The sequence below is a fragment of the Nocardioides sp. NPDC057767 genome, from assembly GCF_042798275.1.
In the GTDB taxonomy this organism is placed as follows: domain Bacteria; phylum Actinomycetota; class Actinomycetes; order Propionibacteriales; family Nocardioidaceae; genus Nocardioides.
On record NZ_JBHVKJ010000052.1, the window covers coordinates 12,358 to 26,487 of the forward strand.

Annotated in this window: 14 protein-coding genes; 4 read left to right on the plus strand and 10 right to left on the minus strand. The window is 70.2% G+C overall.

Translation table 11 applies throughout. The features are described from left to right. Positions 1-3: 3 nt before the first annotated feature. Genes ACFVDI_RS22560 through ACFVDI_RS22570 form a run of 3 tightly spaced genes read right to left on the minus strand, consistent with a single transcriptional unit; the run spans position 4 to position 3,325 of the window. Positions 4-1,002 (minus strand): methionine synthase, encoded by a 999-nt coding sequence (locus ACFVDI_RS22560; RefSeq protein WP_378910503.1) that lies wholly within the window; start codon positions 1,000-1,002, stop codon positions 4-6. Continuing rightward, on the minus strand, positions 999-2,126 hold the full coding sequence (mnmA, locus tag ACFVDI_RS22565) for a tRNA 2-thiouridine(34) synthase MnmA (RefSeq protein ID WP_378910586.1): 1,128 nt from the start codon (positions 2,124-2,126) through the stop codon (positions 999-1,001). Before mnmA ends, ACFVDI_RS22560 begins: the two co-directional genes overlap by 4 nt. A gap of 5 nt (positions 2,127-2,131) precedes the next feature. Then, positions 2,132-3,325: a cysteine desulfurase family protein gene (locus tag ACFVDI_RS22570; RefSeq protein ID WP_378910505.1), complete on the minus strand. Its 1,194-nt coding sequence runs from the start codon at positions 3,323-3,325 to the stop codon at positions 2,132-2,134. Positions 3,326-3,405: 80 nt separating this feature from the next. On the opposite strand from ACFVDI_RS22570, the gene ppk2 reads away from it, so the two are divergent. Beyond that, positions 3,406-4,296 (plus strand): polyphosphate kinase 2, encoded by an 891-nt coding sequence (ppk2, locus tag ACFVDI_RS22575; RefSeq protein ID WP_378910508.1) that lies wholly within the window; start codon positions 3,406-3,408, stop codon positions 4,294-4,296. A 7-nt stretch (positions 4,297-4,303) separates the two neighbouring features. On the opposite strand, the gene ACFVDI_RS22580 is transcribed toward ppk2, so the two are convergent. Together ACFVDI_RS22580 and ACFVDI_RS22585 are read right to left on the minus strand one after the other, a co-directional pair. Beyond that, positions 4,304-5,122, minus strand: a complete 819-nt coding sequence (locus tag ACFVDI_RS22580) for a phosphotransferase enzyme family protein (protein WP_378910511.1) — start codon at positions 5,120-5,122, stop codon at positions 4,304-4,306. A gap of 65 nt (positions 5,123-5,187) precedes the next feature. Continuing rightward, the gene (locus ACFVDI_RS22585; protein WP_378910514.1) at positions 5,188-6,459 is read right to left on the minus strand and encodes a DUF222 domain-containing protein; all 1,272 of its coding nucleotides are present in this window, start codon (positions 6,457-6,459) and stop codon (positions 5,188-5,190) included. A 530-nt stretch (positions 6,460-6,989) separates the two neighbouring features. On the opposite strand from ACFVDI_RS22585, the gene ACFVDI_RS22590 reads away from it, so the two are divergent. Further along, positions 6,990-7,529, plus strand: coding sequence for a GNAT family N-acetyltransferase (locus tag ACFVDI_RS22590; protein WP_378910518.1), 540 nt, complete (start codon positions 6,990-6,992; stop codon positions 7,527-7,529). A gap of 12 nt (positions 7,530-7,541) precedes the next feature. On the opposite strand, the gene ACFVDI_RS22595 is transcribed toward ACFVDI_RS22590, so the two are convergent. The 3 genes from ACFVDI_RS22595 to obgE form a co-directional block, all read right to left on the minus strand. Further along, a complete protein-coding gene (locus ACFVDI_RS22595; RefSeq protein WP_378910522.1) occupies positions 7,542-8,516 on the minus strand; it encodes an endonuclease/exonuclease/phosphatase family protein in 975 nt (324 codons plus the stop codon). Further along, complete coding sequence (gene proB / locus ACFVDI_RS22600) at positions 8,513-9,625, minus strand: glutamate 5-kinase (RefSeq protein WP_378910525.1); 1,113 nt, start codon at positions 9,623-9,625, stop codon at positions 8,513-8,515. Before proB ends, ACFVDI_RS22595 begins: the two co-directional genes overlap by 4 nt. Before the next feature lie 72 nt (positions 9,626-9,697). Then, the gene (obgE, locus tag ACFVDI_RS22605) at positions 9,698-11,260 is read right to left on the minus strand and encodes a GTPase ObgE (protein ID WP_378910528.1); all 1,563 of its coding nucleotides are present in this window, start codon (positions 11,258-11,260) and stop codon (positions 9,698-9,700) included. Positions 11,261-11,348: 88 nt separating this feature from the next. On the opposite strand from obgE, the gene ACFVDI_RS22610 reads away from it, so the two are divergent. Continuing rightward, positions 11,349-12,203, plus strand: a complete 855-nt coding sequence (locus ACFVDI_RS22610; protein ID WP_378910531.1) for an LLM class flavin-dependent oxidoreductase — start codon at positions 11,349-11,351, stop codon at positions 12,201-12,203. 153 nt (positions 12,204-12,356) lie between these two features. On the opposite strand, the gene rpmA is transcribed toward ACFVDI_RS22610, so the two are convergent. Together rpmA and rplU are read right to left on the minus strand one after the other, a co-directional pair. Continuing rightward, positions 12,357-12,614 (minus strand): 50S ribosomal protein L27, encoded by a 258-nt coding sequence (gene rpmA / locus ACFVDI_RS22615; RefSeq protein ID WP_008358497.1) that lies wholly within the window; start codon positions 12,612-12,614, stop codon positions 12,357-12,359. A gap of 36 nt (positions 12,615-12,650) precedes the next feature. Continuing rightward, the gene (gene rplU / locus ACFVDI_RS22620; protein WP_008358499.1) at positions 12,651-12,953 is read right to left on the minus strand and encodes a 50S ribosomal protein L21; all 303 of its coding nucleotides are present in this window, start codon (positions 12,951-12,953) and stop codon (positions 12,651-12,653) included. Between the two features lie 319 nt (positions 12,954-13,272). Between rplU and ACFVDI_RS22625 the strand changes: the two genes are divergently transcribed. Beyond that, on the plus strand, positions 13,273-14,055 hold the full coding sequence (locus ACFVDI_RS22625; RefSeq protein WP_378910535.1) for a DeoR/GlpR family DNA-binding transcription regulator: 783 nt from the start codon (positions 13,273-13,275) through the stop codon (positions 14,053-14,055). The last annotated feature ends 75 nt before the right edge of the window (positions 14,056-14,130 follow it).

Consider the following 14,130-nt stretch of genomic DNA (forward strand, 5'->3'; position numbering starts at 1 on the left):
AATCTACGCCAGATGACGCGCGCTTTCGGTGAGGATTCGCAGCGCCGTGCGGGCCCATCGCCAGCCGGCACCGGCGAGACCGCACGAGGGCGTCAGCACGATGTCGTACGCAGCGTCCAGCCCGAGCATGTCGAGCCAGCGCTCCACGGTCTCGGTGACCGTCTTGTCGGTGGGCGTGGTGCCGGCCGGCGCGATCGGGGGGACCACGCCGAGGGCGACCGTGTCGCCGGCCTCCAAGGCGGTGGCCAGATCGTCGTGATCGGCGGCGGTGAGCTGGGTCAGGTCGACGCTGATCCCCTTCGCCCCGGCCTTGCGGAGCAGGCCGAGCGGGGTGCCGGGCGCGCAGGAGTGCACCCACGGGACCGCGCCCTCCTCGGCGATCGCGCCGAGCACCCACTCGAGCGACTGGGAGGCCTCGGGGAGGTCGATGCTGCGGTGCTTGCCGAAGCCCGAGCCGGTCGGTACCTGGGCGTTGAGCACGGCGCTCAGCGCGGGCTCGTCGACCTGGACGACCAGGGTGTCCGCGCCGGGGAGGCGGCGGCGTACGTCTCGGATGTGGCTGCGTACCCCCTCGGCGAGCGCCTGCGCCAGATCGCGCCGGGCACCGTGGTCGGCGAGGAGCTTGTCGCCGCGCGGCCGCTCGACGGTGGCGGCCAGCGTCCACGGCCCGGCGACCTGGATCTTGAAGGCGCCGCCGCCGGAGGTGAGCGGAGAGTCCTGGACCAGCTCCTCGACCGTGTCGAGGTCCTGGGCGAGCAGGCTCCGGGCGCGCCGGTGGTCGACGCCGGCGGAGCCGGAGGTGCCGGTCAGCCGCCAGCCCGCGGGCTGCAGGTCGGCGTCGAGCCCGTCGAGGACGGCCAGCGTCCGGCCGGTCATGTTCGCGATCGCGCCGCGCGCCGGAAGCTCGGGCAGGTGCGGCAGGTCGGTCAGCTCACCGAGCACGATCCGGCAGGCCTCCGCGTAGTCCTCTCCCGGCAGCGACCCGACTCCGGTCGCCCTCACGCGAGCGCCGCCCGGCGGGTCGTGGAGATGGTGGCCGAGCCGACGACGCGGGTGCCGTCGTAGATGACCGCGGCCTGGCCCGGCGCGATGCCGTAGGCCGGGTCGAGCAGCTCGATCTCGACCTCCGCGTCGGTGGTCGAGCCCGTCGAGTCTGTCGAGACCACGGTCACCCGCGCCCGGTGCTCGTCACCGTGCGCGCGCAGCTGGACGGTGCCCTCCAGGACGCCCTCGGGCGCACGCCCGGCCCAGCGCGGCCGGATCCCGGAGAGCCCGTCGACGGCCAGGTGCTCCCTGGGGCCGACGGTGACGGTGCCGGAGACCGGCTCGATGTCCAGCACGAACCGGGGCTTCCCGTCGGGCGCGGGCTTGCCGAGGCGGAGGCCCTTGCGCTGCCCGATCGTGTAGGCGTACGTCCCCTGGTGCTCCCCCAGGACCTCGCCGCTCTCGTCGACGATCGGCCCGGACTCGTTGGGTGCCCGGTCGCCCAGCTTCTCGCGCAGCCAGCCGGCGTTGTCGCCGTCGGCGACGAAGCAGATGTCGTGGGAGTCGGGCTTGTCGGCGACGAGCAGGCCGCGGCGGGCCGCCTCCTCGCGTACCAACGGCTTGGGGGTGTCGCCGAGCGGGAACAGCGAGTGGCGCAGCTGGTCCTGGTCGAGCACCCCGAGCACGTAGGACTGGTCCTTGCCGCCGTCGACGGCACGGTGCAGCTCGACCAACCCGTCGGCGTCCTCACGAAGCGTCGCGTAGTGACCGGTCGCGACCGCGTCGAAGCCGAGCGCGAGCGCGCGGTCCAGCACGGCGGCGAACTTGATCTTCTCGTTGCAGCGCAGGCACGGGTTGGGGGTGCGCCCCTCGGCGTACTCCGACATGAAGTCCTCGACCACGTCCTCGTGGAAGCGGTCGGAGAGGTCCCAGACGTAGAACGGGATGCCGATCACGTCGGCTGCGCGGCGGGCGTCGTTGGCGTCCTCGATCGTGCAGCACCCGCGTGCGCCGGTGCGATAGGACGCCGGGTTGCGGGAGAGCGCCAGGTGGACGCCGGTGACGTCGTGGCCCGCCTCCTTCGCGCGTGCGGCGGCGACGGCGGAGTCCACTCCCCCGGACATGGCGGCGACGACTCTCATGCCCATCAGCGGTTCAGTCCTGCCGCGCGACCGCGCTCGACGGCCGGCCCGATCGCCGCGACGAGCCGGTCCACGTCCTCGGCGGTGGTGGTGTGGCCGAGCGAGAAGCGCAGCGAGGAGCGCGCCTCCTCGTCGGACTGACCCATGGCCAGGAGCACATGGGAGGCCTGAGGTACGCCGGCAGAGCATGCCGCACCGGTCGAGCACTCCACCCCGGCGGCGTCGAGCAGCATCAGCAGCGAGTCGCCCTCGCACCCCGGGAACGCGATCTGGGCGTTGTTGGGCAGCCGGTGGCGACCCAGCGGCTCCAGCGGCGGGCCGTTGAGGTGGGAGTCCGGCACGACCGCCAGCACCTGCTCGACGAGCCGGTCGCGCAGCGCACCGACCCTGGTCGCGTACGCCTCCTGCTCCTTGACCGCGAGCTCGACCGCCGCCGCGAAGCCGGCGATGGCCGCGGTCGCGTGGGTGCCGCTGCGTACGTCTCGCTCCTGGCCGCCGCCGTGGACGAGCGCGGTCAGCTCGAGCTCGCGGCGGACGACGAGGGCGCCGGCACCCACCGGACCGCCGAGCTTGTGGCCGGTCAGGGAGAGCGCGTCGACGCCGCTGGTGGCGAAGTCGACCGGCACCGCACCGACCGCCTGGACGGCGTCGGTGTGGACCGGGATGCCGTGCTCGGCGGCGATCGCGGCGATCTCGGGGATCGGCTGCAGCGTGCCGACCTCGTTGTTGGCCCACATCACCGAGACGAGGGCGACCGAGGCGGGGTCCCGCTCGATGGCCTCCTTCATCGCGGCGAGGTCGACCCGGCCGGTCGCGTCGCACGGGATCAGCTCGACGTGAGCGCCCTCGGTCGTCTCCAGCCACTGCAGCGGGTCGAGCACCGCGTGGTGCTCGACGGTGGTGGTGAGGATCCGGGTGCGTGCGGGGTCCTGGCCGCGGCGTGCCCAGTAGGCACCCTTGAGCGCCAGGTTGTCGGCCTCGGTGCCACCGGAGGTGAAGACGACCTCTCCGGGGCGAGAGCCGAGCACTGCGGCGATCCGTTCTCGGGACTCTTCCAGCACTCTGCGGGCGCGGCGACCCGATGCGTGCAGCGAGCTCGCGTTGCCGACCAGAGCCAGCTCCGCGGTCATCGCCTCGATCGCCGCCGAAGCCATGGGCGTGGTGGCGGCGTGGTCCAGATAGACGGTCCGGGGGTTCATCGTCTACCAAGGTTACGGCCCGATGGCGATGCTTGCTGAAACGTCGCCGCCCGTTCACCTCATCTCCCTAGGGTCGTGGCATGTCCCAGGGATTTCGCGAGTACATCGACAACCTGATCACCGAAGGTCACACGATCGGCGAGGATCACGATGACGACCCGGTGCTCCTGGACCCTGCCGGCAGGGCCGTCGACACCTGGCGGGAGAACTATCCCTACTCCGAGCGGATCGCCCGCGAGGTCTACGACGAGCAGAAGTACCTCCTCCAGGTCGAGCTGCTGAAGTTCCAGCGCTGGAACGACCGCGTCGGCGGCAAGCACGTGCTGCTCTTCGAGGGCCGCGACGCGGCCGGGAAGGGCGGCACGATCAAGCGGTTCATGGAGCACCTCAACCCGCGCTACGCCCGGACGGTCGCGCTGTCCAAGCCCTCGGACCGGGAGTCCCAGCAGTGGTTCTTCCAGCGCTACGTCCAGCATCTGCCCACCGCCGGCGAGATGGTCCTGTTCGACCGCTCCTGGTACAACCGCGCCGGCGTCGAGCGGGTCATGGGCTTCGTCACCGACGATCAGTACGAGCAGTTCATGCACCAGGTGCCACTCTTCGAGCAGATGCTCGTCGACTCCGGGATCACGCTCACGAAGTTCTGGTTCTCGGTGGGCCGCTCCGAGCAGCGCACCCGATTCATCATCCGCCAGATCGACCCGGTGCGACAGTGGAAGCTCTCCCCCATCGACGTCCAGTCGCTGGACAAGTGGGACTCCTACACCGCCGCCAAGGAGGAGATGTTCCGCCGCACCGACACCGACTGGGCACCATGGACCACGATCCGCTCCAACGACAAGAAGCGCGCCCGCCTCAACGCCATGCGCCACTTCCTCGCCAACCACGACTACGACGAGAAGGACCCCGACGTGGTCGGCACCCCCGACCCTCTCATCGTCCAGCGCGGCATCGACGCCGTCGGCGACTGACTCACGATCACCCCGGCCAGGGGATGCGCCTCGAGCACGCCTCGATGGCATCCTCTAGCGTGCCGGCGTCGTCCTCTCCCAACGGAACCACCGAGGCGTACGCAGCGACGAATGCCCCACGTACGTCGGCCGGCGACGGGCGCCAGTCGTGATAGCGCGTGCCGAGGAGGACGGCCGCCTGCGCGAGATCGTCCAACCGACGCCGGTAGGTGGTCTCCTCCAGGTCCAGGACGGCCGCGATCCTCCCGTCCGCCCAGAGGATGTTGGCCGATCTGAAGTCATTGCCGACCAGCTGGGTACCCGGTGTCCGCGGCTCGCCGGCGGGGACCTGCTCCGGGTAATCGGCCATCGCCAGATGCATCAGCGCGAGCATCTTTCCCGCAGCCCGGACCTGCACCGGGTCGGTGATGTCCAACAGCTCGCCCTCGACAACGCGCTGGAGCCCGAGCGAGAACCCATCGACCTCCACCTGGACCCTGCCGTCCCGAGCCGCCTGCGGCAGCGAGACAGGTATCCCCTGCTCCCCCAGCCACGCCGTGAGCCGGGCGACCGCGGCAAGACGCGCGAACATCCTCTGACGCATCGACCACTTCGCGATCATCCGACAGCCGTCGACGGTGATCCACGCCAGGCAGTTGGCATCACTGATCACCAGCCGTTCGCAGGACCCGACTCTGAGCCCCCAGTGCTCCGCCAGCACGCCGCCCAACCAGCCGACAGCATCGGCGGCGGATGCAAAGCCGAACCGCTCGGCCAGAGCCACGCCCGGATCTGCTGACTCCCAGAGCATGCTGATCGGCGTACTCACCTCTTCGGCTGCAGTCATGGGCGCAGTCAAGCAGGTGACGTAGGAGGGTCGTGGCAGCGACAGGGGTGCGAGCAGGTTCCGGATCAGCCCGTCCGGCCGCGTCGGGTGAACCGGATCCGTCCGTTCGGGAGCCGTTCGTGCCCGTAGGTGGGGTCGTGGATGCGGCGATGGTCGCTGGGGCAGAGCAGGACCAGGTTTTCGAGGGAGGTTCTTCCGCCTTGGGACCAGGGTTTGAGGTGGTGGGCTTCGGTCCAGGCGGCGGGTGCGTCGCAGTCTTCGGCTTGGCAGCCTTGGTCTCGTAGCCGGAGTGCTCGGTGTTGGATCGGGTGGGCCAGCCGGGCGGTGCGGCCGAGGTCGAGGATCTCGGAGTCGGTGCCGAGGACGACGGGGATGAGGTCGGCGTTGCAGGCCATCCGGCGGGCTTCGGCGGCGGTGATCTTGTCGCCGTCGAACCCGAGGGCTGCGGTGCCGAGGTCGGCACGGAGCTGGTCGAGGGTCATGGTGATGAACACCGTGGTGCCGTGGCCGCCATGCCTGGGGAGCTGGTCGACGTCGTAGGTCTCGACCACGCGGGCGAAGGCCTGGCCGAGGAGTCGGTCGTAGGGCGCTTTGATGCCCATGTCCTGAGCCGACCACTTTCGGGGCTGGGCCAGGGAGTCCAGGATCGTGCGCAGCCGGAGACCGACCGCACGGGAGACCCGGGCCTGGATGTCGATGGTGCCGTCGCCGTTGTCGCGGGAGGTGAAGAAGGTGCGTCGTGCGGCGAGCTCTTCCTCTCGGTGGAGAGCTGCGGCTTCAGCCTGCTCGAAGCGTTCCGGGTCTATCTCCGAAAGGATCCGTTTGCCGACGATCTTGAGCTCGTTCGCAGTGAGCCGGGTGGCGTGGTCGACCAGCAGTTTCTCGGCCAGCACCAGGTCCTCGGCGCTGGCGGCGGGGTCGGTCGCGATGGCGGCGAGGGCCTTGGTGATCACCCGGGCCTTGTCCTGCGAGACCACACCCTCGGCCAAGCCCGCATCGACCAGGTCGTACTTCGCCACCCCGACGGCGAGCTTGATCTGGGACCGGGCGATCGCCTTGTCGACCAGCAGCTCGGTCCGCATCCATCCCGAGGCGTCCTTCACCCCGGTCTCCTCGGCGATGTCGCCGGCCGAGGCGAGCACTCGGAGCTTCAGCGCGGCCTGTTGGGCCTGGAGCTTCTCGAGTCGTGCGAGCAGGTCCTTCTTCTGATCGGTCCGCCAATAGACGGGGGCACTGGAGAGCAGGTCGCGGAGGGAGGATTCGATGGCGCTCAGGGCGACGTCGATCGCGTCGCCGGGGTGGGTTCCCCAGTGGTCGATCTCGCGCCCGAGACTCATCACCGATCCTCCCTTCAGAGGTGTGCCGTGATGGGTCTGATTCTACTCCTCGAGGGCCGCTAGAGCCACCCATTTGCCCAGTTCAAAGCACGTTTTGTGGCCAGCGGACGCCGTCGCTCCTGTGGATGGTAAGTGGCCCGAAGGGCCACCCTTCCACCGCCTCGACACCGACCCAGACAGGCAAGAATCTCGCTGCGCCACACCCGGGCCGCCGCCCCGATAGCCAGCCAAATCTTTTCTCGATCTGGTCCGGAGTCCAGGACCGCGAAGCGGCCGGCGAAGCCGGCGGGCCGAAGGCCCGTCCTTGACGCCGGACCAGATCGAGAAGACCCTCAGGAAAGGGTCGGCGGCCCAGACCAGCCCCGAAGAAACGGTTACGGGACGCGTGGTCTCGACAAGCTCGACCACCGAAGCAACACGAGGTCTCGACAAGCTCGACCACCGAAGCATCACAAGCTCGACCAACAGCACAGCCCCACGTACGACCAAAAGCCCCAGACCACCCCGAAAACCAGTTACCGTCCACCACCATGAAACCCCTCGGAGACGTCCCCTGGCCCCCGGACCCGATCGTCACCGAGCGCCTGATACTCCGCCACCCCAAGCCGGAGGACAGGAAAGGCCTGGCAGTCCTGCTCTCCGACGAGACCGCGCAGGCCTACCTCGGCGGCCCGACGCACACCCGGGAGGAACTGGAGGACCTCATCCCGGGCGACCCGAACACCAGGCCCGGAATCTTTGCGGTCGAGCAGGCCGGCGCGTTCATCGGGAGGATCACGGTCCAGCGCCGTGACAGATCCTGGGCCCACCACGTACGCGACGAGGGCGACGAGGTCGAGATCGGCTACGAGTTCCTGCCGACCGCATGGGGGCGAGGCATCGCCACCGAAGCCACCCGAGCCGCGCTGGACTGGATCGAGCGGACGCTCCCGGGTGAGCCGGTCGTCCTCACCACCCAGGTGGCCAACGAGCGCTCCCTGCGCCTGGCCCAGAGGCTCGGGTTCGTCGAGGTCGAACGGTTCGAAGCCTACGGAGCCGAGCAGTGGTTCGGGGTGCTCAAGACCGGCTAGGAAGTCGAGGGGTCATTCCTCGGGAGTGCCGAGATAGGCGACCAGCGCCAGGTGGTCGGACTCCGGCACCTCGACGGTCTCGGTCGCCAGCGCGACCAGGGCATCACCGAGAAGCACATGGTCGATCGCGGCCGAAGGCGGAAGAGGTACGCCGGCGAACCCCTCGGTCGGCCACGTCGGCTGCCATCCGGCGTTGCTGGCGCGGGCCGCGTCCGTCAGGTCTGCGTCGTCGAGCAGCCGCCGGACGGTGTGGTGGTCGAGCGAGGCGTTCAGGTCACCCAGCACGAGATCGGGCTTCTCGGCGGCCGCTGCCTCGATGATCAGCTCCTGCTCGGCCGGCCAGGACGCGAGCGTCGGTGGGGCCGGATGCGCGACGACGACCCGCCACTCCCCCACGTCGGCCACCCACGACCCCATGGACGTCTCGAGACGACGGGCCTTGGTGATCGGCTGGTCGGCGAAGAGCATCGTGCCGGCGGTGCCGGGAGCGGTCTCGCCGATCTGGTAGGGAAGCTGGCCGCGCAGCGTGCTCGACAGCTTCGCGAACGCCTCGGGGGTGATCTCCTGCACGGCGAGCACGTCGACCTTGTGCGCGCGTACCGCCTCGACGACCGTGTCGATGTCACCTTTGCCCTCGAAGAGGTTGGTGGTCATCACCGTCAGCGGCTCACCGGCGCTGGTCTCGCGAGACCCGGCGTAGAGCGGCGCCTGCCAGACGAGATGCACCGCGAGCAGCATGGCGACGACGCCGGCGCCGACCGCGAGCCGGGTCCGCCCGGGACCTGCGGCCAGCCACACCAGCACCAGGATCGCGACCAGGCACAGCGCGTACAGCCCGATGCCGAACGGCGCGAACGCCGCCAGCCGCACCGCCCGCAGGTCCGTGCTCGCGAGCGCCCGGGAGAGCGTGATCGCCAGGGCAGGCAGTCCACACACGACCAGCACACCCCACGCCAGAGCCAGCGGCACCCACCGAGCTCTGCTCACAGGACGACCAGATCGTCGCGGTGGATGACCTCCCGAGCGTACGCAGCCCCCAGGTTGGCCTCGAGATAGCCGGAGGAGCGTCCGGCCAGCCGCGGGATCTCATCGGCGTCGTAGTTCACCAGCCCACGCGCGACGGCGACGCCCGACGGGTCGAGGACATCGACCGGATCCCCTGCCTGGAACGATCCGGAGGAACCGGTGACACCCGCCGCCAGCAACGAGGCGCCGCGCTTCCTGATCGCGGCCACCGCGCCGGCGTCGACCGTGATCGAGCCGACCGCCTCGGTGGCGTGCTGCAGCCACAGCAGCCGCGCCGGGCGCCGCCTGCCGACGGCGTGGAACAGGGTGCCGACCGCCTCGCCCGCGAGCGCGGACGCGGCCTGGGCGGCCGAGGTCAGCACGACCGGGACGCCGTCCTCGACGGCGATCCTGGCGGCCTCCAGCTTGGTCACCATCCCTCCGGTGCCCACGCCCGCGGCACCGGCCTTGCCGATCGTCACCCCGGCGAGATCGGCCAGCGAAGTGACCTCGTCGATCCGTCGTGAGCCCGGCTGTGACGGCGGTGCGTCGTAGAGCGCGTCGACGTCGCTGAGCAGCACCAGCAGGTCAGCCTTGACCAGGTGGGCCACCAGCGCCGCGAGCCGGTCGTTGTCGCCGAACCGGATCTCGGAGGTGGCCACGGTGTCGTTCTCGTTGACGATCGGGAGCACACCGAGGTCGAGCAGCTTCGACAGCGTCGCATCGGCGTTGCGGTAGTGCGCGCGCCGGTTCAGGTCGTCGACCGTGAGCAGCACCTGCCCGGCGATGATGCCGTGCCGGGCCAGCTCGTCGGTGTAGCGGTGAACCAGCAGTCCCTGACCGACGCTCGCAGCGGCCTGCTGCTTGGCCAGCGCCCGGGGACGCTTGGCCAGGCCCAACGGGGACAGTCCGGCCGCGATCGCTCCGGAGGAGACCAGCACGACCTCCTGTCCGGCGGCCCGTGTCTTGGCGAGCACGTCGACCAGACCGCTCACCCGAGCGGGGTCGATGCCACCGGCCGCCGTCGTCAGCGACGACGACCCGACCTTGACCACGACCCGGCGTGCCCCGGTCACGACCTCGCGCTGCACCGATCCCCCTCGTACGTCAGCCTGTGCTCTCCGCTGCGCCGGATCCTACCGGCGACCGAGCCGGCCGAGCCGTCAGTTTCCGCTGGTCGAGCGGGTCGACCCGTCCGGGTCGTCCTCGGCCCAGTCGCTGTCCGGGTCGTCCTCGCCACCGATCTCGTACGCCACCGGGCCGGCCCCGTCGCGCAGCCGTCGGGCGACGTCGGCCCGGGCCTCGTACTCTTCCTTGGTCTCCATCCCGGCGTCGATCTCGCGCCGCCGGGCGGCGGCGGGCCGCTCCTCGTAGAACCGCTGGTCCTCGCCCCGGCGGCCGAGCATCTCGGCGCCGGTCTCGATCGAGGGGCGGAAGTCGAAGACGACCGCGTTGGCCGGGTCGCCGATGATGACGGTGTCGCCCTCCTGGGCCCCGAGCTCGACCAGGCGCATCTCGACACCGAGCCGGTTGAGTCGGTCGGCGAGGTAGCCGACGGCTTCCTCGTTCTCGAAGTCGGTCTGACGCACCCAGCGCTCGGGCTGCGGGCCACGGACGAGGTATTCACCGTTCTTCGAGACCTTGACGGTGAAGCCGTTCTTGCCCTCGGCACCGGCGGGGCGCAGCACGATCCGGGTCGGGGCGGCGACCGGCGTCTCCTTGCGCGAGGCTGCCACCAGCTCGGCCATCGCGTAGATCAGCTGCTGGGTGCCCTCGCCGGAGGCCGCGGAGATCTCGAAGACCTTCAGGCCACGCTTCTCGAACTCGCCGATGGTCATCTCGGCGATCTCGCGGCCGTCGGGGACGTCGACCTTGTTCAGCGCGACCAGCCGCGGCCGGTCCTCGAGGCCGCCGTGGCGGGAGAGCTCGTTCTCGATGATGTCGAGGTCGTCGATCGGGTTGCGCCCCGGCTCGATGCTCGCGGTGTCGATGACGTGGACGAGCGCGGCGCAGCGCTCGATGTGGCGCAGGAACTCGTGACCGAGGCCGCGGCCGTCGGCGGCGCCCTCGATCAGGCCCGGCACGTCGGCGACGGTGAAGGTGATCTCGCCACCCTTGACGACCCCGAGGTTGGGCACCAGCGTGGTGAACGGGTAGTCGGCGATCTTCGGCCGCGCTCGCGAGATGGCCGCGATCAGCGACGACTTGCCGGCGCTCGGGAAGCCGACCAGGCCGATGTCGGCGACGACCTTGAGCTCCAGGCCGATCTCGCGCGCCTCGCCCGGCTCGCCGAGGAGGGCGAAGCCTGGGGCCTTGCGCTTGGAGGAGGCCAGCGCGGCGTTGCCGAGCCCGCCACGGCCGCCCTCGGCGATGACCAGCTCGGAGCCGGGGCCGACCAGGTCGGCGAGGACGTTGCCGTGCATGTCGGTGACCACGGTGCCGTCGGGGACGGGAAGCACCAGGTCCTCGCCGTGGGCGCCGTTCTTGTGGTCACCGGCCCCCTGACCGCCGTTGGCCGCCTTGCGCTTGGGACTGTGGTGGTAGTCGATCAGCGTGGTCACGTCGGGGTCGACGCGCAGGATGATCGATCCGCCCGGTCCGCCGTTGCCCCCGTCGGGGCCGCCCAGCGGCTTGAACTTCTCGCGGTGCACCGACGCCACCCCGTGTCCGCCGCGACCGGCCTCGACGTGGAGGGTGACGCGGTCGACGAAGGTGGGTACAGCCATGGCTCCAGCCTACCGACGGCACGCCCTGGAGTTGCTATCCGCGATCGACCCGCCCGCGGGCCTGCCGACTCGGCACTAAGTTGAGCCCATGCGAGTAGGAACTGTGATGTGGCCGATCGAGGACTGGCCGGCGATGGGCGAGCGTTGGGCCCAGGCCGAGCAGCTCGGGTTCGAGACGGCGTGGGTCTATGACCACCTGGCCTGGCGTGGCCACAGCCCGTGGGAAGAGGCGTTCACGTCGATGGCGGCGGCGGCCGCCCTCACCTCCACGATCCGGCTCGGCACGCTGGTGACCACCCCCAACTTCCGTACGCCGATCCCGACCGCCGCGGCCATCCGCAGCCTCGACCGCATCTCCGGCGGGCGCATCACGATCGGTATCGGGGCAGGCGGCGACGACCACACCTCGGACGGCGACGTGCTCGGGCGCGAGTTCACGCCCCGCGAGCGCGCCGACCGCTTCGCCGAGTGGACGCGCACCGTCGACCGGCTGCTGCGGGAGTCGCCGGTCACGATCGACGGCGAACACTGGCAGACCCGCGAGGTCACCGTCTCCCCCGGCCAGGTGCAGCAGCCGCGTACGCCGCTGTGGCTGGCCGGCAACGGCCCCCGCGGGATCCGGCTCACCGCCGAGGTCGGCGACGGCTGGATCGCCAACCCTCACGGTGACGACCCGAAGGGCTTCGTCGCCCAGCGGCTCGAGATGCTTCGCGAGGCGTGCGAGAAGAACGGCCGTGACTACGACAGCATCCCGAAGCTGTTCATGTCCGGCTTCACCGACGAGCCCTGGACCGAGTCGGCCGACGCGTTCGAGGACCTGGTCGGCGCCTACGCCGAGATCGGGATCACCGACATCGCGATCCACTGGCCGCGTGCCGGGACGCGCTGGGAGGTCCCGTGGGAGACCTTCGAGGCGATCGCGGCCCGCGCGGCGTACGTCTGAATGTTCGTCTAGGTATGTAGCCCAACCGCCACTTCCCCGTTGGAGTTCCACGTGGGAAGTGAGTGTTCGGCTGCATACCTAGACGAACCGCCACCCCACCCGACGACACCAAAGGGCCCTCTCCTTGCGGAGAGGGCCCTTTGAAAGCGTTGCTCAGGCGTCGCCCGGGACGATGTTGATCACCCGGCGGCCGCGGCGCTTGCCGAACTCGACCGCGCCCGGCTGCAGGGCGAACAGGGTGTCGTCGCCGCCACGACCGACGTTGGTGCCGGGGTGGAAGTGCGTGCCGCGCTGGCGGACGATGATCTCACCGGCGTTGACGAGCTGACCGCCGAAGCGCTTCACGCCGAGGCGCTGGGCGTTGGAGTCGCGACCGTTCTTGGTGCTTGCCGCACCCTTCTTGTGTGCCATCTTCTCAGTCCTTCAAGTATCTCTGGAACGCCGGAATCAGGCGTTGATCGCGGTGACCTTGACCTGGGTGTACTTCTGGCGGTGACCCTGGCGCTTCTTGTAGCCGGTCTTGTTCTTGTACTTCTGGATGATGATCTTCGGGCCCTTGGAGGCACCGACGATCTCAGCCGCAACCGAAGCCTTGTCGAGGCCGGTCGTGGTGACGTTCTCACCGTCGACGAGCATGACGACCGGCAGCGTGACCGCAGCACCGGCCTCGCCGTCGAGGCGGTCGATCTCGATGACGTCGCCGACAACGACCTTCTGCTGCTTGCTGCCAGCCTTCACGATCGCGTACACCGCGGTCTCCTTCATGCTCCGAACTCAAAGTCTTGTGTCTACCCGCGGCAGCTGTGCACGTAAGTGATCACTGGACCCCGAAGCGATAGGTGCCAGCGGTTGCCTGCAGGAACGGCGCACTGCGCACGCCGAGGGTCAATATTACGTACGCGACCAGGTAGCCGCAAAACGCCGCGACACCATCCGCCCGGACGCTGTCAGGACACCGTTGGGTGGCCGCAGGGACATGGTGCACCCGGGACCTCGATCCGGGCGACCGGGCGCCCGGTTCGGCCCCGTCCACTGCAAACCGGGCACGATTCCGGGCATGATGGCGCCCATGACGTCGACCGAACCGTCGCACGCGAGCGAGTCCCGGCAGGAGGAGATCCTGGCGCGCGCACGTACGACCGGACGGGTCTCGGTCACCGACCTGGCGCCCGATCTCGGGGTGAGCGTGGAGACGATCCGGCGCGACCTCAAGGTCCTGGCCGACCGTGGCGTGGTGGAGCGCGTCTACGGCGGCGCGGTCGCACTGGAGAGCGGCAGCTTCGAGACCTCGCTCGAGTTCCGGGCCGGGCGCGACGTCGACGAGAAGCACCGGATCGCCCGGGCCGCGCTGCAGCACCGGCACGGCGCGGAGACGATCTACATCGACGAGGGCACGATGCCGCAGTTCCTGGCCGAGGAGCTCTTCGGCCACGGGCCGGCGACGGTCATCACCCCCTCGCTCCCGGTGGCCACCCGCCTCTCCGCCGACCCCGACCTCACCGTGATCGTCCTGGGCGGGCGCGTACGCACCATCACCCGCGGCGTCGTGGACCAGTGGGCGACCCGGATGCTGAACGACCTGGTGATCGACCTGGCCTACATCGGCGCCAACGGGATCTCGCGCGAGCAGGGCCTGACCACCCAGGACCCGTCAGTCGCGGCGGTGAAGCGCACCGCCATCGAGCGCTCCCGGCGCCGGATCTTCTTCGGCGCCCACACCAAGTTCGGCGCCTCCAGCCTGTGCCGCTTCGCGGGCGTACGCGACTTCGAGCTGCTCATCACCGGCATCGAGCTCCCGGCCGCCGAGGCCCGCCGGTTCGCAGCGCTCGGACCCCGGGTCGTCCGAGCCTGACCAGCGGCCCGAGAACGGGCAGCAACCGGGCAACTCGGGCGCCGTGACCGGGCTAGGGGGTCTAGCCCGAATTAC